We start from the raw sequence: 21,402 nt of genomic DNA, 5'->3' as shown, positions 1-21,402 counted from the left end.
TGCCGCACGAACCCATCTCGCAGGACCCGGAGACACTCTCATGGCCACGATCGACGTCTTCAACACGGCAGTGAACACCGCGAAGAACACCACCGGCACGGCGATGGACAAGATGATCGACGCCGCCCCGGCCGAGCAGAAGGGCTTCCTGCAGGCGCAGAAGCAGGTTCAGCTCGAGTCCCAGATCATGAGCACCATCACGAACCTCATGAAGAAGATGGACGACATGGCGATGGCCGCCGTGAACAACCTGAAGTAGTCCTTCGCAGGTTGTTGGTTTCGCTCCGGCCCCGTGCTGGTGCCCTTCCAGGGTACCGGTTCGGGGCTGGTGGCGTTTCCGGGCTCCTTCCCCGGGCCGTCGCCGCTGGAAAGGATCCGGAAACTTCCACTAGGCTCACGTCGATAACCCTGGAAACGCAGCACTTAGAGACGAGGTTTGGATCATGGGCTCCACCCCGATTAACGGTTCCGCTCCCCGCGTCGGAATCTCGACCACCTCCGCCGCGCCGGCGACCGGCTCGCAGGCGCTCGTGAAGCAGGAGAACCTGCTCCGCTCCATGACGGATTCGCTCGCCAAGGGCCTCCAGGCGCTCCAGGCGAAGAGCGCCCCGGCGGCGGGTGCCGCTGGCCAGACCCAGTCTGCCGGCCAGAGCCAGAAGTCGGCGCAGGGCGACAAGCCCACCGCCGAGCAGGCCATCCAGGGCCTGGCGGAGAAGTACAAGGACTACGTGGGCAGCCTGGGCGAGAAGGCCGGGACCCGCGCGCTGGACAAGGCGCAGAAGACGGTCGCGGACTTCATCGCGAAGAACCCGAACGCCTCCGCCGAGGAGATCAACAAGGAGGCCGAGAAGGCCTTCAACAAGGAGACCAGCTCCGAGTACATCTTCAAGAGCGTCATCGAGAAGTCGATGAGCGACACGATGGCGAAGGTCCAGGAGCGGATCGACGAGGCGGGGTGAGGTCAGCCCTCGCTGAGAAGGGGACCCCGTCTGGAACTGGCGGGGCCCCCGGGCTAGAGTCCCCCGCCGCTGCTGTCCCCGCCCCGGTGAACGCGCCGATGACGACTGAATCCAAGGCCACGGTGTCGAACGACAACGAGAAGCCCCTGTCCGGACCGGAGATGCTCGAGCGGGCCACGGAGGGTTTCAACCTCTTCCAGGACGGGAACTTCAACGAGTCGCTGGCCGTCTTCGAGAAGCTTTCGGTCATGGACCCGAGTGAGGCCTACTTCCAGACCGCTCTGGGCGCCTGCCACCTGGCGCTGGAGGACCTGGACGCCGCCGTGGCGTGCTTCAACCGCGCCATCGAACTGGATCCCGCTGACATCACCCCCTTCGTCAACCGGGGCGAGGCGTTCCTCCGTCAGGGCCGGACGACGGAAGCGGCCCGTGACTTCCAGCATGCCGTGTCGCTGGACCCCGATGACAAGGACCCCCTGAGCCGTCGTGCGCGCATGCTCGCCGCCGCGGCCCTGGAGAGCTCGGACGAGGCTTCGGAATCCGAAGCCCCCGAGGACCACTCGTAGGTTGACCGCAGGCTCCCTCGCCGGACAGGTGAGGGATGGCCCCCCCTTGGGCTCGGGGGCGCGCACGGATTAGGATGGCCCCGCCGATGGCCAACGCCGATCCGAACAGCTTCCTGAACAAGTACTCCGACATCGTCCTGGCCGTGGTCGTCGTGGCCATCGTCGCGATGATGATCGTCCCGCTGCCGACGATCATCCTGGACGTGTTGCTGACGATGAACATCAGCATCTCGGTGATCCTGCTCCTCATCTCCCTCTACGTGCCCAGCCCGCTGTACCTGTCGTCGTTCCCGACGCTCCTGCTGATCACGACGATGTTCCGCCTGTCGCTGACCATCTCCACCACGCGACTCATCCTGCTCACCGGCGACCCGGGCGAAGTGGTGGTGGCGTTCGGTAACTTCGTGGTGCAGGGCAACTTCGTCGTCGGCGCCATCCTCTTCCTCATCCTGGTGGTGGTGAACTTCATCGTCATCTCCAAGGGCTCGGAGCGCGTCGCGGAAGTGGCCGCGCGATTCACCCTGGACGCGATGCCCGGCAAGCAGATGTCCATCGACGCGGACCTGCGCGCGGGTGTGATTGATCAGGATCAGATGAAGAAGAAGCGCCGCGACCTGGAGCGTGAGAGCCAGCTCTTCGGCGCCATGGACGGCGCGATGAAGTTCGTGAAGGGCGACGCCATCGCGTCCATCATCATCACGGTCATCAACATCGTGGGCGGTCTCATCATCGGCGTGACGCAGAAGGGGATGTCCGCTGGTGACGCCGCGCAGAAGTACACGCTGCTCACCATCGGTGACGGTCTGGTCGGCATGATCCCCGCCATCCTCATCTCCACCTGCGCCGGCATCCTGGTGACGCGCGTGGGTGGCGAGGAAGAGGGCGCGCACCTGGGCAAGGACGTGGGCACGCAGCTCACCGCCTTCCCGAAGGCCATCGCCATCGCGGCGGCCATGCTCGTGGGCCTGGGCCTCATCCCCGGCCTCCCCAAGATTCCCTTCTTCCTGCTGGGCGCGGGCGCGGGCTTCGGCGCCTGGTCGATGATGCGCAAGCGCGACGAGGCGATGGCCGCCGAGGAAGCCGGCCCCGCGATGGAGTCCAGCTTCGGCACGCCCGTGTCCGCCGAGCCTCCGCCCAAGGAGCAGCTCAACCCGGACTCGGAGCTGTTCATCCCCGTCGTCACGCCCATCGTGCTGGAGGTGTCCGACGCGCTGGTGCCCTTCGTGGACTCGCGGCAGGACGGCGGCAAGTTCCTCTTCGAGCTCATCCCGTTCATGCGCGACGGCCTCTTCGTGGAGCTGGGTGTGCGCTTCCCCGGCGTGCGCGCGCGCGGCAACGGCGGCCTGCCGCCCGGGGCCTACCAGATCCAAATCAACGAAGTGCCCGTCGTCACCGGCCAGGCCACCCTGGGCCACATCCTGGTGAACGACACGGTGGAGCGCCTCAAGCTGATGAACATCCCCGGCTTCGAGGCCATCAACCCCGCGACGCGCCAGGCGGCCGCGTGGGTGCCCGAGCAGTTCCGGGAGATGCTCGAGTCCGCGGGCCTCACCACCTGGGACGTGCCCGGCTACATCATCCTGCACACCGCCGCAGTGCTCCGGAAGAACGCCCGCGAGTTCGTGGGCGTGCAGGAGACGCAGACGATGCTGGAGCAGCTGGAGAAGGCGTTCCCGGCCATCGTCAAGGAAGTCGTCCCCAAGATCGTCAACGTTCTGAAGCTGACGGACATCCTCGGGCGCCTGGTGGAGGAGGAGCTCTCCATCCGCGACCTGCGCGGCATCCTCCAGGCCCTGTCCGAGTACGGGCAGGTGGAGGCCGACAACGTCATGCTCACCGAGCATGTCCGCGCCTCGCTGCGCCGCTACATCTCCCACAAGTACGCGCGCGGCACCGGCACGCTGGTGGTGTACCTGCTCGACCCGAACATCGAGGAGGCCATCCGCAGCTCCATCAAGCGCACCTCCGCGGGCGCGCACCTGGCGCTGGAGCCGGAGATTGCCCAGGAGATTGTCGGCGCGGTGCGCTCGGAATGCGGCCACCTGCCGCCCAGTGCCCAGCGCCCCGTCATCCTCACGGCGATGGACATCCGCCGCTACGTGCGCAAGCTGCTGGAGTACGAGTTCAACCCCTCGTTCTCCATCCTCAGCTACCAGGAGCTGTCCCCGGACCTGAACATCCAGCCGGTGGCGCGCATCTCCTCCGGCCGGTAGCGGCGCGGGAGCGTGTGAAAGAACCAAGGCCTCCGCTGCTTCAGCGGGGGTCTTGTCGTTTCCAGGGGAAGGAAGGGAAGGGCGGCCGCCGTGGCGCGAAGGGCGCGGCTCAGGCGCCCGCGAGCACGGCGATCATCAGCACCAGGAAGCTCAGCCCCACCACGCCCATGACGATGAGCGGGACGAGCTTCTTCTTGTCCGCCAGCGCGGACACGGCCGCCGGGGCGGGCTCGGGCTCCGGCTCCGGCATGGGCATCTCCTCGCCACCGTCGGGCTGCGGCTCCTCGGAGGACGCGGACCCATCCTCGGAAGACGGCTGCTCCTCCGGTGGCGCGGGGGCGGGCTCGGGCTCAGGCTCGGGAGGGGGCGGCTCCTCGCGCTTGGGCGGGGAGGGGCGTGGGGGCGAGGGTGCCGGGACGACGGCGGAGCTCTCCGCGGCGAGGCTCACCGCGGGCTCGTCGGGGGGCTCGGCGGGGTCCACGTAGACGAAGCGGGTGGCGCCAATCTCCAGCTCGTCGCCGTCCTTGAGCGCCTTGCGGTTCACCCGCTTCTTGTTGACCTTGATGCCGTTGCGGCTGCCCAGGTCCTCCACGTGCGTGCCGGACCAGTCGCGGCGCACCTTGGCGTGCTTGCGGGAGACGAGGTCGTCCTTGAGGATGACGTCGGCTTCCTTCTCGTCGCGGCCGAAGACGTGCTCCTGGGCCTCGGAGATTTCAATGCGCTGGCCCTCGCGCGGGCCGTTCATGTAGCGCAAGAAGCGCTCCTCGCCGCCGGCGAGGCCGCGCATCGCGTCCTTCAAGATGCCGCGCGCGAGGAAGGACGTCTTGTCGCTGACGTCCGGGGCGATCTCCACGACCTTGTCGAAGCGGACGTCGTACTGCGCGATGGCGATGACGTCGCCGTTGCGCAGCAGTTCCTTCTCCCCCTTGGGGAGCGCCTTGCCGTTGATCTTCGTGCCGTACGCGCTGCCCAGGTCCTCCAGGAAGTAGAGGGTGCCCTCCTGGATGATGCGCGCGTGGTTGCGCGACACCGCCTGCTGCGGGAGCACCACCTGGCAGGTCTTGTCCCGCCCCAGGGTGATGACGGAGTCGTCGAGGACGACCTCTTGGCCCGAGGCGCCTCCGGCCTCGCTGCGCTGTGTGACGGTCAGACGGACGCTCATCGCGTGTGTCGCTACCCCAAGGGACGGCTAGAACGAGTCGTTGGCGAGGAATCTCTCACACGTCGTGTACTCGGTGGGGAATTCCTCGGAGGTACCAAACTTCATGAAGTTCTTGCACGCCGTCTGAGCGTGGGTCTGCTTGTGGGCCTCGGAGAAGATCTGGAAGAGGCCGAAGTGGCAGGGCGCGAACTTGGCATCCAGCTTCACGCACTTGCGGTAGGCGCTCTCCTCCTCCGCGAGGAGGCCCTTCTCACGGTACTGGCGCGCGAGCAGGTACATGGCCGGGGCGCTGTTCTCCGCCGTCTGGGTGTCCTTCAGCTCCTTGAGGGCGGAGTCGGTGAGGGCCACCTTGCGCTGGGCGACGGCGAGGCTGTTGAGGCAGCTGGAGTTCTTCTCATCCAGGCGGGCACAGTTGCCAAAGGCCTCGCGGGCCTCCGCGAAGCGGCTCTGCTCCATCAGCACCGTGCCCAGGTCGTGCCACACCTCCGAGGAGTCCGGGGTGAGCTGGGCGGCCTGGGAGATGTGCTCGAAGGCCGTCTCCAGGTCCTTTTCCTCGTAGGCCATGATGCCGAGGTTGTGGTGGGCGTTGGCCACGTTGGGGTTGACCGCGAGCAGCGTGTCGAACTCCTTCTTGGACTCCTTCTTCTTGCCCATCTTCATGTAGGTGAGGCCCAGGTCGTAGCGCGACTCCAGGTTGTCCGGGTTCACCTGCAGGGCGCGCTTGAAGTTGTCGTGGGCCTTTCCGTAGGCGCCTTCATCCAAGTAGAGGACGCCCAGGTTCTGGTAGGCCTGCAGGTGCTCCTGGTTGAAGCGCAGGGCCTTGATGAAGAACTCCTTCGCCTTGCCCTTGTTGCCCGAGTACATGGCGATGAGGCCCTTGTTGGCCCACAGGTCCGCGTACTGGGGGGAGAACTCCAGGCCCAGGTTGCAGTAGGTCTCCGCCTTCTGCAGGTCCCCGTTGGCCATCTCCTGCGCGCAAAGCTCATTGTTGATGAGCGCCCGTTCGTGCGGGGGCGGCGTGCTGAGACAGGCAGTGGTGGAGAGGGAAACGGCGGCGGTCAGCGTAAGGAAGAGGCGAAGACGCATGGCCGGCCGAGTGTAGGAGAGCGCCACCCCGTGAGGCAACGCCGGGCTTGTGCTGAATCAGCGCTGTTTTCCAGGGGTTAGGCCGGCTGTAGAGTGCCCCGCCATGCGTACCTACCTTTGTGCTTTCGGCTTGCTCGCTGCCCTGCTGGGCGCGGCTCCTGCTCACGCGCAGTTCTCCAACCGGAGTCTGGGCCTGTCGCTGGGCTACATGGACTTCAAGCGCACCGCGGGCCTCGCGGGGACGCCGTTCATCGGCCTGGAGGGCAGCCTCTACATCGAGAACGGCTTCGAGGTCGTCTCGCTGTCGAAGCTGATGTTCCCGACGGACACCTTCTCCACGCCGGAGAAGCGCGTGGTGGGCCTGGCGCCGTCGCTGGGCATCCGCTACCTGCTGCTGGAGGAGACCATCCGCCCGTACATCGGAACGGACGTGAGCTACCTCATCGTGTTCAAGGAGAGCATCAGCAACTTCGTGGGCATCGGGCCCAATGCGGGCGTGGACTTCTTCCTCAGCGACTCGGTGAGCCTGGGCGTGCGCGCGCAGTACAACTTCTACATCGCGCTCAACGAGGATACGCAGACGTCGCTGACGGGCTCCGTGGGCCTGGCGACGTACTTCTAGGTCCGGACGTGGGCCGCCCCGGGCGAGCCGCCGGGGCGGGCAGCAGGGCGGCGGCGACGAGCAGCGTCCACTTCTCGTCCGAGAGGTGGGCGGGCTTCTCCATGGCGAGCGAGTCCTGGAGCCGTGCGCCCAGCGCGGAGAACAGCGTGAGCCGGGCCTCCAGCCGCAGCTCCTCGCGGCGCAGGGCCGCGGACAGCACCAGCTCCCGCTCCTCGGTGGACAGCCGCTTCACGCGCGAGACGAACAGCGGATCCGCCAGCAGGCCCTCCTCGCCGCGCGTCTCCAGGGCGGAGGGCATCTTGAGGCGCCGCTCGCGCACGACGATGGTGCCGGCCAGCAGGTCCCCCAGCCGCTGGTGCGAACGCGACACGAGCGCGACCGAGCCGCCCACGAGGTAGAGCAGCGGCAGCCGGTCCACCACGCGCGCCAGGTTGCGCAGGGCCGCGTGGTAGAAGCCGATGCGCACGCCGCTCTCCTGGATGACCCGGAGGGACATCACGCGCTTGCCCACCGTCTGGCCGGCCCACACGGTCTCCAGCGTGATGCCGTAGCCCCAGTCCACCAGGAAGTAGACGACGATGCCCAGCGCGCTGGCGAACCCCGGGAACGCGGCCATGGCCACCTGGAACACCAGCAGCACCACCGTCGCGACGAAGCCCACGATGAGCGCGTCCATCAGCCACGCGAGGAAGCGCGAGTACACCCCCGCCAGCGTGAAGCGGAACTCCACGTACTCCGGGGTCAGCACCGTGTGGGTGCCGTCGAGCAGGGTGTCAGGGGTGGGCGTCACGGCGCCGGAGTGTACGCCACGCGGCCCGCGTTCCGTGGGGCTCACAGGAGTGTCCTTCCGTGGGGGCCGCAAGGACTCCCAGTCCGGACTCCGGCTCCGATGCCGGGCAGGCGGGCGGCCGACTCCGACGGGAGGGTGGATGCTCGCCGGACCCGAAGAGTGTTATTCGTGAATAGCGGGCTCCACGTTATCCTGTCCGCATTCCCGCGCCCGTGGCCCATTCTGAACCTTCATCCTGGAACCGCCGCGTCCTGCCGGCGGGTGCGTTCCAGTTCGCGCTCATCGCGGGAGTGACGCAGCTCAAGACGTCCGCGAACGCGCTGGTGTTGTCGCGCTTCGAGTCCCAGGCGCTGCCGTACCTCTACCTCCTGGGTGCGTTGATGACGGCGTCGCTGACGCTGCTGCCTCGCGCCCGGCCGGACGCGCCCACGGAGTCCCCGGGCATCCTCACCGGGGTGGGCGGGGTGCTGGCGCTGGGGCTGGCGGCGGCGCTGTCCGCGGGGCAGCGCATGCCGGCGCTGGCGCTGTACCTGTTCGCGGACTGCTTCAGCACGTTCGTGTCGTTCCGCTTCTGGGGCCGCATGGCGTCCGCGTTCGACGCGCGCGAGGCACGCCGGGCCTTCACCGTGCTCAATGGCTTTGGCATGGGCGGCGGCATCGCGGGCGGCCTGCTGGTGCAGGCGTTGGCGGTGCGGCTGGGCACGCCCGCCGTGGTGGTGAGCGGCGCGGTGAGCCTGCTGGCCGCGGGCGCCATCTTCCACCACCTGCACAAGGCGGAGCCGGCGCCGCCCCCTCGCACGCGCTCGTTGCAGGCGTGGTTCCCGGCGTGGAGCTACCTGGGGGCGAGCCCCTACGCGCAGGTGCTGGCGGCGCTGGGCATCGCGTTCGCGGTGCTGTCGTCCTTCGTGGACTACCTCTTCCGCCTGCGCGTGGAGGGCACGCTGAGCGAGGACGGGCTGGCGGCGCTGTTCGGCTCGCTGCAGCTGTGGATTGGCCTGTTCTGCGTGGCGTTCCAGTTGCTCGTGGCGGAGCGGCTGCTCAAGCGCATGGGCCTGCTCATGTACCTGGCGCTGGTGCCACTGGTGCTCGCGCCGCTGGCGGGCGCCACGCTGGCCACCGGGCAGCTGTGGCCGGTGCACCTGCTGCGGCTGGTGGAGACGGCGGTGAGCTACTCCATCCTTCCCGTGGGCATCCAGCTGCTCTACGCGGCGGTGCCGGACGAGCAGCGCGAGGGGCTGCGCAGCGCGGTGGACGGGCTGTTGCGCAAGGGCGGCGTGGTGCTGGCGGGCCTGCTGCTCATCGGCGCGGGCCGGGGCGCCAACGGCATCACCATGGCCGTGGCGGTGGTGGCGCTGTGCGCCGCGCTGGGCCTCCTTCTCGTGCGCCTCAAGCCCGCGTACCTCACGGCGCTGGGCGAGCAGGTGGGCGCGCACGAAGAGGAAGAGGTGGAACTGGGCGGCGAGGCGCAGAAGCTGCTCGTGGAGGCGCTGGGCGCTCCCACGCCGGAGCGGGTGCTGCGCGCGGTGGACATGCTGGAGCAGGCGGAGGCCGCGCCCTTGCGGCAGCACCTGGCCTCGCTCTTGTCCCATCCCCACGAGCGCGTGCAGGAGCGTGGCGTGACGCTGGCCCTGTCCATGGATGCCCGCGAGCTGGCGCCCATGCTGGAGCGGCTGGTGGAGGAGGGCCCCCGGCGCCCCCGCGACCAGGCTGTGTGGGCCCTGGCGCGGCTGTCCCCGGAGCGCGCGGAGCGACTGCTGCCGCCGCTGCTCACCAGCTCCGACGTGGGGCTGCGCTGCGCGGCCATTGGCGCGCTGATGCGCACGCAGGGCAACTCCGCGGCGCTGGAGTCCCTGCGCGAGCTGCTGGCGAAGGGCGACCACGCACCCGTGGCCGAGCGGCGCGAGGTGGCGCGGCTGTTGGGCCGGCTGAAGGACCCTCGGTTCGCGGGGCCGCTGTCGCTCTACCTGGAGGACATGGACATCTCCGTCCGGCGCGTGGCGCTGGTGGCGGTGGGCGAGGGCGGCTACGTGGAGCTGGCGCCGCGCCTCTTGCCGTTCCTCGGCTGGCGCGAGGAGCGTCCGGCCGCGCGTGAGTCGCTGGTGCAGTTGGGCGACGCGGTGACGCCGCTGTTGGAGCTGCAGCTCAACAACAAGGCCGCGCCCCTGGCCATGCGGATGCAGCTGCCCCGCGTGCTGCGCGGCATCGGTTCGTCCGCGGCGCTCAACGCGCTCCTGTTCTCCAACGTGCGCGACGACGCGGCGCTGCACTTCCGCATCGGCGCGCAGCTGTCGCGCCTGCGTGAGGAGCAGCCGGACCACCCGGTGGACGTGGACCGCATCCACGAGGCGCTGGGCCGCCGCCGCGACACGTACCGCCAGCTGGTGGGTGCCTTCCGCGATGTGCAGGCGGCGCTGGGTCCCCAGTCGCTGCTCACCCGCGCGGTGGGCGACCGGTTGGATCAGGCGCTGGAGCTTTCGTTCTTCCTGCTGGGCCTCCTGCACCCGCCGCAGGCCATGCGCCGCATCCACCAGCACCTGGTGGGCAACGATTCGCGCCGTCGCGCCTATGCGTTGGAGCTGCTGGAGAACCTGGTGGCGCAGGAGGAGCGCGAGCTGGTGATGGAGCAGGTGGAGGCCCACCACCGCGAGTTGCCGCCTGGAGCGCCGGGCCGTCTGTGGCGGCGGCTGGCGGGGCTCGTGCAGAGTGAGGACCTGGTGCTGCGCGCGTGCGCCCGCCACGTGGCGCGGGTGAATGGCCTGGACGTGCTCCCGCAGGAGGGTGACATGAGCGATACCATCGTCCAACGGATGTTCGCCCTGGAGGGCGTGAGCGTCTTCTCGCAGAGCGACGTGGATGACATCGCCGCCATCGCGGAGGTGGCGCGCGAGGCCTCATACAAGACGGGCCAGCGGCTCTACAGCCAGGGCGACCCGGGCGACGCGCTCTACGTCATCGTCGAGGGCGCGGTGGACGCGTTCCGCAACGGCGAGCACGTGCTGCGCTTCCAGGCGAAGGAGGCCATTGGCGAGGTGAGCCTGCTGGACGGCGCGCCCCGGCCCACGGACATGGTGGCCGCGGTGGACTCGCGCGTGCTCGTCATCGACCGGCGTGACTTCCTGGACCTGCTGGCGGACCGGCCGGAGCTGCTCACGGGCTTCTTCCGCTCCGTGAGCCAGCAGCTCCAGAGCGTCATCGACCTGCCCGCGCGCCGTGAGGAGGGCCAGCGGCTGGAGCTGGGCGCCCCCCAGCAGCCCCCCTCGCCGCTGGAGGGCATTGGCGGCCTGCCGCCCGAAGGCAACGCGCCCTCGGACGTGTGAGTCAGTCCCCCGCGCCGTGCGCGGGCGGGGCTTCACCGCTCTTGAGCGCGGGCGGCTGCATGGGGTCCAGGCCGATGAGGTGCGCCGAGGCCACCGGGATGAACGGCCGCGTGAAGCAGCGGAACGGCGGGATGCTGCCCACGAACCGCGTGAGCGCGAGCCCCGCGAACACCCACGGCTGACGCTCCACGACGGCGATGGGCGCGGCGACGCCTTCCGAGCGGCGGGCCAGGCGCGCCGCGTAGTTGCGCAGGGGCCCCACGTGCAGGGCGGGCAGCGCGCTCCAGACGCGCACGAACCAGGGCGGACGCGTGACGGGGGCCATCCACGCGCGGTCGCTCTTGGCGGCGGTGAAGACGAGCAGCCACCAGAAGCCCCAGACGCTGCTGAGGATGGTGAACGACTTCGGGAACCAGCACAGCGGGATGCAGAGCAGGAGGATGGCGGGAATCCCCACCAGGAACAGCATGAGGGCCCGCCAGCGGCGCTGGAACTTCGCGCGCAGCCAGGGGACGTTGAGGCGCACGCGCGGAGAGATTTCGGGGTCCTCGGGAGGCACACCGGTGGCGAGGCTGGCCTCGCGCGAGAGGACCGTGTGGTAGTCGCGCGACAGGGTGACGACGATCCACTGCACCGCGCTCAGCGAGCCGAAGAAGAGCGCCCAGAACTCCCAGCTGCCCAGGAAGAAGATGCCGTTGCGCACCTTGGGCGCGTCGACGTTGAACCCCTTCTTCTGGTGTTCCTTCTGGACGCGCGGGCCCTTCGCGTTCACCTCCGGGACGTCCCGCAGGGCCTCCTCCACCTCCGCCCGGACGATGGCGGAGATCTGGTCGCCCAGGGAGTCCCCCGCGTCCCCGGTGTCGCTCGCGGTCTCGTCGGCGTTCCGAGCGGATCCGGTTTGCGGCTCGGCCGCTGCGTGTTCCTCCTTTGCCTCCTCGACGGCGGTGGCGGCCTCATCCGCCGCGTCCTCGGCGGTGGTGGCGGCTTCTTCCGGAGGAAGGTCGCCGGTCTTGCCCGCGTTGATGGCCTCTTCGACGAGCGCGGCGAGCGCCTTCTTCATGGCGGCCGGATCACCCTTTGCGGCCTCCAGCTCCTTCGCCCGCTGTTCGATACGGGCCTGTGCTTGCTCACGCGCGGCCCGGGCCTCGGGCGTCTCCTTCCGCCGCTCCTGCTTCTTCGCTTCCTTTTCTCCGTCGAACGCGTGGAACGCCCACCCCGCGGCGATGGCCAGCAGGAACGCCGTCTGGAGCGCGGTCACCTTCACGTAGGTGGCGCGGACCGCGGGGCTCGCGAGCGTGACGCGGGCGATGTGGAAGGGCAGGGCCACCCCATAGAAGAACTGGCGGATGCGGCCCTTGGGCAGCTGGCCCTTCGTGGACTGGAAGTGCTCGGCGCCACCCCGAACCTCGCCCCACAGCTCCGAGGCGAAGTTCCGGCCCCGGGAGTCCCCTCGTCCACTGGGAGTCCCGCCGTCCTTCTCCTCCTGTAAAGGCTTGAAATCCTTGCCTTTCATGCCCGTCATTGCCTCACGCTACCACGCTGGGGATGTGCTAAAGGCCCGGCCGTGAACCCGAACCCTCTCTCGCTGCGTCCCTTCCGTCGTCCTTCCCGCCAGCTCACGCTGTCGTCCGGCGCGCTGGTCCTCGCCTTGGGAGCCCTCGCGGGTTGTGAGAAGACTCCCCCGCCGGCTCCGGCCACGCCGCCCCCGGCGGCCGAGCCCGCGAAGCCCGCCGTGCCTTCTGAGGTGACGGTGCTCGTCACCGGCAGCGCCCGTGGCCAGCTCCTGCCCGTTGACGGCAAGGGCGGCGCCGCGGAGCTGATGGGCCGTTGGGTGAATGATGAAAAGCACTGTGCCGGTCCGCTGAAGGACGGCCAGGCGACCTGTCCGGATGCCGGCACGCTCGCCCTGACGACGGGCGACCTGTGGACGGGCCCGGCCATCTCCTCCTTCTTCCTGGGTGCTCCGACGGCCGAAGTGATGGGGCACATGGGCTTTGCGGCCTCTGCTCTGGGCAACCACGAGCTGTCGTACGCCAAGGATTCCTTCCTGAAGAACCGCACGGCCGGGGGCTTCCCCTTCCTGGCCGCGAACCTGAAGGTGACGGACGCGACGCTGGCGAAGGACCTGTCCATGCCCGCGTTCCAGGTCTACGAGCGGCGGGGCCTGAAGATTGCGGTGGTGGGCCTCACCTCCCAGAAGACCGTGCGCACGGCGATGTCCGGCCGCGCCGAGGGCCTGGAGGTCACCCCCAACGAGGACGCGCTGAGCACGGCCATCCCCGAGGCTCGCAAGGCGGGCGCGGACGTCGTCGTGGTGGTGGCGGACCAGTGCCCCACGGATCTGCAGCCGGTGCTGGCGAAGCACGCGGACTGGAAGGTGTCGCTGGTGGCCGGTGGCCGCTGCGGCACGGACGCCCCGGGCGTGAAGACCGAGGGTGACACCACGTACGCGTCGCTGGGCCGTGGCTTCGATTCGTACCTGCGCGCGCAGCTGAAGTTCGACCCCGCGAAGGCGGCGGGCCAGAAGCTGACCGGCGTGGACACGAAGGTCGTCGAGGTCGCGGGCGGCACGCCGGACGCGGAGACGGCGAAGCGCATCGCGGAGTGGCAGACGAAGGTGGACCAGGCGCTGGGCCGGAAGATCGGCTTCACCAAGACGGGCATCCCGCAGGACTCGCCGCTGATGGCGAAGTGGGTGGCGGGCGCGGTGCGCACGCAGCTCAACACCGACGGGGCCATCCTCAACAAGGGCGGCATCCGCAATGGCCTGGCCAAGGGTGAGGTGACGCTGGGCAGCGTGTACTCGGCGATGCCGTTCGAGAACTCGCTGCTCACCGTGAAGCTCAAGGGCGAGGACCTGGCCAAGCAGCTGGCGAACCCGGACGCGCTCGTGGCCGGCTTCACCGCGGCGGGCAAGGGCAAGTTCAAGGACGCCCAGGGCAAGGCGCTGGATCCGAAGAAGGAGTACACGGTCGCCACGGTCGAGTACCTGTACTTCGGCGGCGACGGCTTCGACTTCGAGAAGCTGGACACGGACCCGGCGGAGACGGGCATGGCGTGGCAGACGCCCGTTGTCGAGTGGACGGAGGCCCAGGCCTCCACCGAGGCGAAGCCGCTGGAGAAGCTGGTCAAGTAGCGCTTCGCGGTCCTGAAGCACCGGGGCGCCGGAGTCCTCCCTCGAAACGGGGAGGGCGGCCGGCGCCTCGCCGTTTCCGGGGCTCGGTTAGAGTGGGCCCATGGAGATGGCGGAGTTCATCGAGACGCGGCGCCCGCGCTGGCAGCAACTGGAGTCGCTGCTGGACAAGTCCGAGGGCGAGGGGCTGCGCAAGCTGAGCCTGGACGAGGCCCGCTCGTTGGGGAAGCTGTACCGCGCCGTCTCCAGCGACCTGTTGTGGGTGCGTGCGCGCAGCGGCTCCGCGGATGTGAGCGCGTACCTCAACGACCTGGTGGGCCGCGCGTACGCGCTGACGTATCCGGGCCGCCGGCCCCGGTTCGCGGACGTGTGGGCCTTCGTGGCGCGCGGCTTCCCAGCGCTCCTGCGTCATGAGTGGCGCATGTACGTGGCGTCGGTGCTGCTGTTCCTGGCGGGCGCGGGCTTCGGCTACGTGGGCATGGTGGTGGATCCGGACGCCGGGCACTACCTGGTGCCCGGGCAGCACGTGAGCCTGGACCCCGTGAAGCGCGCCGCGGATGAGGCCGCGGGCAAGGGCATGACCGTGGAGGAGCAGGCCCAGTTCACGACGTTCCTCTTCACGCACAACATCCAGGTGGCCTTCCTGGCGTTCGCGCTGGGCGTCACGCTGGGGCTGGGCACGGCGGTGATGCTGTTCGTCAACGGCCTGTTCCTGGGGGCGCTCGCGCAGGTGTACGCGGCGAAAGAGATGGCCGGGTGGTTCTGGGCGTGGATCCTCCCGCACGGCATCCCGGAGATTTCGGCCATCTGCATCGCGGGCGCGGCGGGGCTCGTCATCGCGCGGGGCATGGTGGCCCCGGGTGGGTTGTCTCGCGGGCAGGCGCTGCGCAAGGAGGCGGTGACCGCGGTGAAGATGTTGTTCGGCACGCTGGTGCTGTTCGTGCTCGCGGGCTTCATCGAAGGCACCGTGTCGCAGATTCATCCTCCGAAGCTGTCGGTGGCCTTCAAGGTCGGCTTCGCGCTCACGGTGGGGGCGGGCGTCTACGCGTACCTGCTGTCGGACTGGATGCGCGGCCGGCGCGGGGATGCGCGTGCGACGGCGGAGCTGGCGGGATGAGTGGGCCGGACCTGTCCGTGCCTCCGCTGCCTCGCGAGCCGGAGGTGCTCATTGAGTGCCCACGCTTCTCCATGGTGAAGCGGCGCGCGGACGGCTCGGTGGACTTCGTGTCGCCGCTGCCGTGTCCGTACAACTACGGCTCCATTCCGGGCCTGCTGTCGGATGATGGAGACCCGCTGGACGCGGTGGTGCTGGGGCCTCGGCTTTCGCAGGGGCAGCGGGTGCGCGTGCCGGTGGTGGCCGTGCTGGGCTTCATCGACGCGGGGAAGGGCGACCCGAAGGTGGTGTGCGGGACGCATCCGATGACGCCCTCGGAGCGCGCGGGCCTGGAGCGCTTCTTCCGCGTCTATGCCCTGTTCAAGCGGGGTCTGCACCGCGTGCGCGGCGACGTGCCCGACACGCGCTTCGTGGGCTGGTTGCGAGAGGGACCCGAGGCCTAGCCGAGGGACTTCGTCATCTTCAGGACCCGGTTCATCCGAAGGCCCTGCTCGATGGGGCCCACCCACTGCTCCGGCTGGAAGCCCACGCGCGTCCAGAAGCGGCGCCCGACGTCGTTGTGCTCCACCACCGCCACTCGCAGCAGCCGGCCACCGTTCACGCGCGCGTAGTCCGCGTAGGCGCTCAGCACGGCCTCACCCCGGCCGTGGCCCCGGGCCTCTGGGGCGAGGAGGAGCAGGCCGATGTACCACTCACCCGGCGCCGGAAAGTCGCGCAGCGCTTCGAGCATCCCCGCGAGGCCGCTCTGCGCGTCGCGAAGCGCGAAGAGGTGACCCTGCCCGGGGGCGAGCGTGGGCGGCCGCTCGCGAGGGATGTTCCGGGCCTGATCCGGAAGCGCGGGGCGGCCGTAGGCGATCTGGTGGTAGTCCTCGCAGCGGTCGAGGAGCGGTTGCAGGACGTGCGTGTCGTTGTCGTCGACGGGGACCGCCGTGAAGTCCGCTGTCTGGAATGCCGTCCGGGTCATGGCTCCCCCCTACAGGACGCCGCGCGCCTTGATGTCGAGATACCGATTCACGGCCGCGAGGCTCAGTTCATCCGGCGCGACGTCGAGCATCTGCACGCCGCCCTTGCTCACGCGCGCCTTGAGCACCTCTCGGTCCGTGAGCAGCTCCGACGCCACCGCGTGCTGGAACGCTTCCTCCGGTCCTGACGGCGGCGTGCGCAGCAGCTTCTGCAACGCGGTGTCCTTCACGGACAGGCACAGCGGGACGTGGCGGCGGGCCAGCCGGTGCAGCGGGGCCACCAGCGTTCCGGCCTGCTCCTCGTCGAGGAAGTCCGTGAAGACGCACAGCAGGCTGCGCCGGTTGAGGCGCACGTTCAGCTCCTTGAAGAGCGCCAGGTAGTCCACGTACGTGAGGCTGGGCGTCGTGGAGTAGAGCGTGTCCACCAGCTTGCGGTACTGGCCCCGGCCCGCCGCGGGCGGCAGGTAGGCCTTCACCCCGTCCGCGAAGAGGGCCAGGCCCACGCGGTCCCCGTTGCGGATGGCCACGAAGGCGAGGAACAGCGCCGCGTTCACCGCGTGATCCAACTTGGTGAGGCCGTCCACCTGGGCCGCCATGGAGCGCCCCGCGTCCACGCAGATGATCAGCGCCTGCGAGCGCTCCGACTCCAACACCCGCGTCACCGGCTTGCCCCGACGCGCGGTGGCCTTCCAGTCCACGTCGCGCACACTGTCGCCCTGGGCGTAGTCGCGCAGGCGCGCGAACTCGCTGCCCTGGCCGTCACGCCGCAGCTGCCGCAGCCCCAGGTTCACCAAGTCCAGCGCCGCGCCGGACAACAGCAGCCTGCGGGCTCCTCGCAGGTCCGGGTACACCGACACCGAGCGCTCGGCCGGGAACATGCGCTCGTGCGAGACGAGCCCCAGCGGACCGCGAACGCGCACGTGCACGGCGCCGAAGCTGAACTTGCCTCGCTTCGCGGGCGTGGCCCGGTACACCCACTGCGTCTGGCTGTCCGGCGTGAGGCGCAGCGTCGCCTCCGAGGGCTCCACGGTGAACGACGGCGGCGCGTCGTCCTTCACGCGCACCTCCACCGTGCCTCCGCCCCGGTGCACCAGGCGCAGCTCGACGCGATTGGCCACGCCCACGTTGAGGCGCTCCGGCAGCAGGCGCTCCACCTCCAGCCGCACGCGGCGGGCCTGGAGGAAGTCGAACGCGGCCAGCGCCACGGCCAGCGCGTCCAGCGCCAGCACCGCGCCACCCAGGCCCGGGAAGAAGCCCGCCAGCGCCATGGGCAGCGCTAGCAGGGCAAGCAGCCCCCACAGGCGCTCGGAGGGAATCACCGGGGGACCTCGACGCCCTGGACCACTTCGCGCAGCACGTCCGCGGGCGTGGCTCCGTCCAGCTCCGCGTCAGGCGAAAGGAGCAGCCGGTGTCGCAGCACCGGGCCCACCAGGAAGCGCACGTCGTCCGGCGTGACGAAGTCGCGGCCTCGCAGCACCGCCAGCGCCTTCGACGCGAGCAGCAGGTGCACGCCCGCGCGCGGCCCCGCTCCCAGACGGATGTTGGGCGAGCTCCGCGTCGCCGCCACCACCTTGCGGATGTACCCGAGGACCGGCGGCTCCACGTTCACCGTGCTGAGCGCCGCGCGCGCCTGGAGCAGGTCGTCCTTCGTCACCGCCGCGTTCAAGCCCGCGCGCGCCAGGTCGCCCGCGTCGAAGCCCCGGTGCACGGATTCGAGGATGGCGTCCTCCTCCTCCGGCGCGGGGTATCCCACGTCGATCTTCAGGAGGAAGCGGTCCAGCTGTGCCTCGGGGAGCGGGTACGTGCCCTCGGACTCCACCGGGTTCTGCGTGGCGAACACCGTGAACATGGGCGACAGCTGGAGGTTCTTGCCCTCCAGCGACACGGCGCGCTCCTGCATGGCCTCCAGCAGCGCGGACTGCGTCTTCGCCGGGGCGCGGTTGATTTCGTCCGCCAGCAGCAGGTCCGTGAAGATGGGGCCTCGCGCGAGCACGAAGGCCTGGGACTTCAGGTCGAAGACGCTGGTGCCCAGGATGTCCGCGGGCATCAGGTCCGGCGTGAACTGGATGCGCTTGAAGTCCGCGCCCACGCTGCGCGACAGCGCCTTGGCCATCAGTGTCTTGGCCACGCCGGGCACGCCCTCCAGGAGGATGTGCCCGCCGGCCACGAGCCCGCAGAGCATCAACTCCAGCGGTTCGTCCTGCCCGACCACGGCCTTGCGCACCTCCGCGAGGACGCCCTCACGGATGGCGTTCGCGGCCCGCACTGCGTTGCCGGTGTCCGGGAAGGGAGGAGGGGAGAAGGGCGGGGCGTTCATGTTGTTCCGGGGCGGGGCCGGCCGGTGCCGGCGGGGTGGATGCGCTCGCGCAGTCGCGCGGCGGAAGTGGCGAGGGCCTGGATGTCGGCGTCCGTGCGGACAGTCTCGGACTGGCGGGTCACGTCGAGCAGCCCGTCCGCCAGGTCCTGGCGTCCACGCGTGCGCAGCCCTTCCGCGACGGCGACCGCGGTGGAGTGCGAAGGCAGGCCCGCGAGCGGCGCCAACTGCTGCGTGAGGCCGCGCGAGATGAGTCCCGCGGCGAAGCCGTGGTGCCGGCCCTCGCGATACAGGCGGCTCATGGCGAAGAGGGCGTCCGTGGCGCCCACGCGCATGGACTCCGGCGGAGGGAGCGGACGGCCGAAGCGCTTCAGCGCGCCCGCCCACAGCACGACGCCCAGGAGCAGCTGCGCGACGGCGAAGTGCAGGCCGTAGCGGCGCGCGAAGTCCACGAGCGAGCGCTCGTTGGTGAAGCCGTGGTGGAACTCGTCGAAGGCGAAGGGGCCGGGGCCCAGGGCCTCCAGCGCGCTCAGCCAGAACTGCGCGTTGTCCGCCCTCGCGAGCGCCGGGTTCATCGCGAGCTCCGGGGCACCCACCACCAGCACCCGGCCCTTGCCCGCGTGAATCACCGCCGCCACGGGGAAGCCCAGGCGTTCATCCTCCAGCACCGTGACGGCGCCCTCCGGCAGCCGGAGGTAGGCCTGGACCTTCGCCTCCACGCGCTCCACGCCCAGCGTGTACGGCGTGGGCAGCGAGGGCACCAGCGTGCGCATGGGCAGCGTCACGTCCGCCTTGTCCAGCGTCACGCCCAATTCATCCAGGAGCGCGTTCTCCCGCGACCCCCACGGCACGTACACGAGCGAGGCACCGGCGCGGACATGGGACAGCACGCGCTCCACCTCGTCGTCGTCCAACTGCTGCGCCCGCAGGGCATTGAAGCCCGTGTGCGGCGCTTCCTCGTCGTCCACGCCCGCGTCTGGATCCGAGGCGAGCCGCGTCTGATCCGGATCCTCCTCGTGCGAGTCCTGGACCTCCACGGCGAGCAGCACCAGCGCCTCATGGCCGGTGAGCAGGCGCAGGTCCGCCATGTTGCGCGTCACCGGCAGGCCGCTCTCCTGCGTGAGCAGGTACAGGGCTCGCGCGCCGTCCGGTTCCGCGCGGAAGGTGGACAGCGGATCCGCGAAGCCGCCGCGCTGGGCGCCGCGCACCAGGAATGCCCCGAGCACGCCCGCGAGCAGCAGGCTTCCCAGCACGAGCAGTGGGAAACGGTCACGCACCGGCGGCCTCCTGCGCGGCCGGCGCGGCGAGCAGCGGGGCGGTGATGGCGCGGAACTCGGTATAGCCGTCGGCGCTCACGGGCACGTTGCCGTACCACGCGAAGTCGAAGCGGCGCGTCAGCTCACGGAATGGGGCCTTCACCTCCGGGCGGCCCCGGAACGCGCGCAGGTAGTCCCAGTTGGACAGCGTCTCGTCGTAGTGGATGGCGCCGTCACGATGCAGGCGCGACAGGAGCGCGAGGTACAGGTTGCGCACCGCCTCGCGGTACTCGCCCTTCGCGGCCAGCGCGTCGGCCAGATGCGCCCAGCCCTCGGGCGGACGCGACAGCGCGTGGTCCGGGCTGCCCGCGAGCGCCGCGGCGTCCATGGTGCTCACCTCCAGCGCCGGGCCCGACTTCTCGCGCTTGCGCCGCAGCACGTTCACGACCACCACTCCCAGCACCGCCAGCGTCAGCGCGACCAGCATCACGACGAGGGCGTTCGCCGCCGCGCCTCCGCTCACGGGCAGGGCCGTGTCATGCGACTGGGGCCGCGGGTTGTTGCGCTTGAAGAAGTCCCTCAACCACTCGCCCAGCTTGTCGATGAAGCGGCGCCACCAGCTCGGCTCCGAAGGAGGGACCTCTTCCTCCTTGGGTTCGGCCGGGGCCTTCTCCGGGCGCTCCTGGAACTCCGGCCGCGCGAGGATGGCCCGCGCCCGGTCCGTGGCCGCACGGGCATCCGCGCGCGCCTGGGCCTCGGCCGTGGCCGTCACCTGCGCGAGCCCGTTCTCCAGCGCCACCGCCGCCGTCTCACAGTCCTCGTCGTCGTAGGCCAGCTGCTCCAGGTGGCGCACGAAGCGCTCGAGCTTGACCGTCTCACGCGCGTTCAGCGCGTCGAAGTCCTTGAGCGCCGTGCCCTCCACCTGTTCGGGCAGCTCGCACTCCGTCGCGACCTTCTCCAGCCGGGTGCGCAGCGCCTTGCGGTCCACGGGCGCGGTGGCCTCCGGCGCGGCCTCCACCGGCGCGGGGACCGCGAGGAGCAGGCCCGTGGCCAGCAGCAGCGCCGCGGCTACGCTCTTGGATGCCAGCACCCCGCGCTGCGTACTCCGCTCCGGGAGCTGTTGAACGGCGGCCAGCAGGTCCAGGCCTTCCTGCCGCACGCGTCCGTCCACCAGCAGCAACGTGGCGGTCGCCGCGCGCAGGGGCTCGAAGAGGGCGAACGTCGTCGCCGCGAGGAACACGAGCCACGGCGGGTTGTCCAACGACGCGAACCGCTCCGCGAACGTCAGGTCGATGCCCACGAGCTGCCGCCCGAGGTACAGCAGGAAGTTGAGCCCCACGTGCAGGTTGAGGAACACCAGCACCTGTACGCCCATCAGCCAGCGCACCGCGGTGGCCGTCCCGCGAGACGGGCCCAACAGCTTCGAGCCCACCGCGTACAGCTTCAGCGGGCTGCCCCGGCCCTGCATCGTCGCCGCGTAGCCCACGCCCTGCGCGGAGAGGAGGAACAGCGCGATGCCCAGCGAGAACGTCAACGTCAGCACGTTGAAGAACGCCAGGTACGCCACCGCGATGAACAAGCTGGGCAGCCTCTCCATCGCCGCGCGCAGGGATTGGCGCACGGACGGCTCCGCCTTCGCGCCCAGCAGCACCTCTTGAACGTAGTGGCACGCCGCGCCCTGGCCCACGCCCCGCAGGAACCACGCGAGCGTCACGTACAGCGCGGGCAGGGTAGGGGAGCGCCCATGATCCACGGCGTCCACCAGGTGCAGCAGCGCGGCCACCACCGCCGCGCCACCCGGCAGCGTGAGGGCCCACACGCCCGCGTCGCGCGCGCACAGGCGCAGCGCCGCGTCCATCAAGGCCACCGGACCCCGGGGGCGCAATTCCAATGCGGAGACGGCCATCG

General features: G+C 70.0%; 18 protein-coding genes. 9 read left to right on the top strand and 9 right to left on the bottom strand.

Features of this window, described 5'->3' with window-relative positions:
- The first annotated feature begins 40 nt into the window (after window positions 1-40).
- The 4 genes from GTZ93_RS24555 (at window position 41) to sctV (ending at window position 3,738) form a co-directional block, all read left to right on the top strand.
- On the top strand, window positions 41-259 hold the full coding sequence (locus GTZ93_RS24555; RefSeq protein WP_120580926.1) for a hypothetical protein: 219 nt from the start codon (window positions 41-43) through the stop codon (window positions 257-259).
- Window positions 260-443: 184 nt separating this feature from the next.
- On the top strand, window positions 444-959 hold the full coding sequence (locus tag GTZ93_RS24550; protein WP_120580925.1) for a hypothetical protein: 516 nt from the start codon (window positions 444-446) through the stop codon (window positions 957-959).
- 98 nt (window positions 960-1,057) lie between these two features.
- A complete protein-coding gene (locus tag GTZ93_RS24545) occupies window positions 1,058-1,525 on the top strand; it encodes a tetratricopeptide repeat protein (protein ID WP_120580924.1) in 468 nt (155 codons plus the stop codon).
- An 86-nt stretch (window positions 1,526-1,611) separates the two neighbouring features.
- The gene (gene sctV, locus GTZ93_RS24540; RefSeq protein WP_120580923.1) at window positions 1,612-3,738 is read left to right on the top strand and encodes a type III secretion system export apparatus subunit SctV; all 2,127 of its coding nucleotides are present in this window, start codon (window positions 1,612-1,614) and stop codon (window positions 3,736-3,738) included.
- Window positions 3,739-3,847: 109 nt separating this feature from the next.
- On the opposite strand, the gene GTZ93_RS24535 is transcribed toward sctV, so the two are convergent.
- Complete coding sequence (locus GTZ93_RS24535) at window positions 3,848-4,900, bottom strand: FHA domain-containing protein (RefSeq protein ID WP_161663028.1); 1,053 nt, start codon at window positions 4,898-4,900, stop codon at window positions 3,848-3,850.
- Between the two features lie 27 nt (window positions 4,901-4,927).
- A complete protein-coding gene (locus tag GTZ93_RS24530) occupies window positions 4,928-5,986 on the bottom strand; it encodes a tetratricopeptide repeat protein (RefSeq protein WP_169822684.1) in 1,059 nt (352 codons plus the stop codon).
- A gap of 103 nt (window positions 5,987-6,089) precedes the next feature.
- On the opposite strand from GTZ93_RS24530, the gene GTZ93_RS24525 reads away from it, so the two are divergent.
- Window positions 6,090-6,608 carry an outer membrane beta-barrel protein gene (locus GTZ93_RS24525; RefSeq protein ID WP_120581588.1) on the top strand — a complete coding sequence of 173 codons (519 nt, stop codon included), beginning with the start codon at window positions 6,090-6,092 and terminating at the stop codon, window positions 6,606-6,608.
- On the opposite strand, the gene GTZ93_RS24520 is transcribed toward GTZ93_RS24525, so the two are convergent.
- A complete protein-coding gene (locus tag GTZ93_RS24520) occupies window positions 6,550-7,398 on the bottom strand; it encodes an RDD family protein (protein WP_139923859.1) in 849 nt (282 codons plus the stop codon). The two genes, GTZ93_RS24525 and GTZ93_RS24520, sit on opposite strands and share 59 nt — an antisense overlap.
- Window positions 7,399-7,610: 212 nt before the next feature.
- Here GTZ93_RS24520 and GTZ93_RS24515 point away from each other — a divergent pair, with 212 nt between their 5' ends.
- Window positions 7,611-10,715 (top strand): cyclic nucleotide-binding domain-containing protein, encoded by a 3,105-nt coding sequence (locus GTZ93_RS24515; protein WP_161663027.1) that lies wholly within the window; start codon window positions 7,611-7,613, stop codon window positions 10,713-10,715.
- Window position 10,716: 1 nt separating this feature from the next.
- Here GTZ93_RS24515 and GTZ93_RS24510 read toward each other — a convergent pair whose 3' ends face one another.
- A complete protein-coding gene (locus GTZ93_RS24510; RefSeq protein ID WP_139920608.1) occupies window positions 10,717-12,228 on the bottom strand; it encodes a hypothetical protein in 1,512 nt (503 codons plus the stop codon).
- Window positions 12,229-12,534: 306 nt separating this feature from the next.
- Here GTZ93_RS24510 and GTZ93_RS24505 point away from each other — a divergent pair, with 306 nt between their 5' ends.
- From GTZ93_RS24505 to GTZ93_RS24495, 3 genes are all read left to right on the top strand, one after another.
- Window positions 12,535-13,851: a bifunctional metallophosphatase/5'-nucleotidase gene (locus GTZ93_RS24505; RefSeq protein ID WP_390624912.1), complete on the top strand. Its 1,317-nt coding sequence runs from the start codon at window positions 12,535-12,537 to the stop codon at window positions 13,849-13,851.
- 100 nt (window positions 13,852-13,951) lie between these two features.
- Window positions 13,952-14,965: a stage II sporulation protein M gene (locus tag GTZ93_RS24500; RefSeq protein ID WP_139920604.1), complete on the top strand. Its 1,014-nt coding sequence runs from the start codon at window positions 13,952-13,954 to the stop codon at window positions 14,963-14,965.
- The gene (locus tag GTZ93_RS24495) at window positions 14,962-15,405 is read left to right on the top strand and encodes an inorganic diphosphatase (RefSeq protein WP_171809401.1); all 444 of its coding nucleotides are present in this window, start codon (window positions 14,962-14,964) and stop codon (window positions 15,403-15,405) included. The genes GTZ93_RS24500 and GTZ93_RS24495 overlap by 4 nt, the downstream gene beginning before the upstream one ends.
- Here the strand turns inward: GTZ93_RS24495 and GTZ93_RS24490 are convergent.
- Genes GTZ93_RS24490 through GTZ93_RS24470 form a run of 5 tightly spaced genes read right to left on the bottom strand, consistent with a single transcriptional unit; the run spans window position 15,402 to window position 21,400 of the window.
- Entirely contained in the window at window positions 15,402-15,926 is a 525-nt protein-coding gene (locus GTZ93_RS24490; RefSeq protein WP_139920602.1) for a GNAT family N-acetyltransferase, read from the bottom strand. The two genes, GTZ93_RS24495 and GTZ93_RS24490, sit on opposite strands and share 4 nt — an antisense overlap.
- A 9-nt stretch (window positions 15,927-15,935) precedes the next feature.
- Window positions 15,936-17,243 (bottom strand): DUF58 domain-containing protein, encoded by a 1,308-nt coding sequence (locus tag GTZ93_RS24485; RefSeq protein ID WP_139920600.1) that lies wholly within the window; start codon window positions 17,241-17,243, stop codon window positions 15,936-15,938.
- The gene (locus GTZ93_RS24480; protein ID WP_139920598.1) at window positions 17,240-18,241 is read right to left on the bottom strand and encodes an AAA family ATPase; all 1,002 of its coding nucleotides are present in this window, start codon (window positions 18,239-18,241) and stop codon (window positions 17,240-17,242) included. Before GTZ93_RS24480 ends, GTZ93_RS24485 begins: the two co-directional genes overlap by 4 nt.
- Window positions 18,238-19,515 carry a DUF4350 domain-containing protein gene (locus GTZ93_RS24475; protein ID WP_139920596.1) on the bottom strand — a complete coding sequence of 426 codons (1,278 nt, stop codon included), beginning with the start codon at window positions 19,513-19,515 and terminating at the stop codon, window positions 18,238-18,240. Before GTZ93_RS24475 ends, GTZ93_RS24480 begins: the two co-directional genes overlap by 4 nt.
- A complete protein-coding gene (locus GTZ93_RS24470; protein WP_139920594.1) occupies window positions 19,508-21,400 on the bottom strand; it encodes a DUF4129 domain-containing protein in 1,893 nt (630 codons plus the stop codon). The genes GTZ93_RS24475 and GTZ93_RS24470 overlap by 8 nt, the downstream gene beginning before the upstream one ends.
- Window positions 21,401-21,402 lie beyond the last annotated feature (2 nt).

Origin of the sequence: Corallococcus exiguus (assembly GCF_009909105.1) — a bacterium.
Taxonomy (GTDB): Bacteria; Myxococcota; Myxococcia; order Myxococcales; family Myxococcaceae; genus Corallococcus; species Corallococcus exiguus.
The sequence above is the reverse complement of the archived record's forward strand: the minus strand, read 5'-3'. Positions and strand labels throughout refer to the sequence as shown.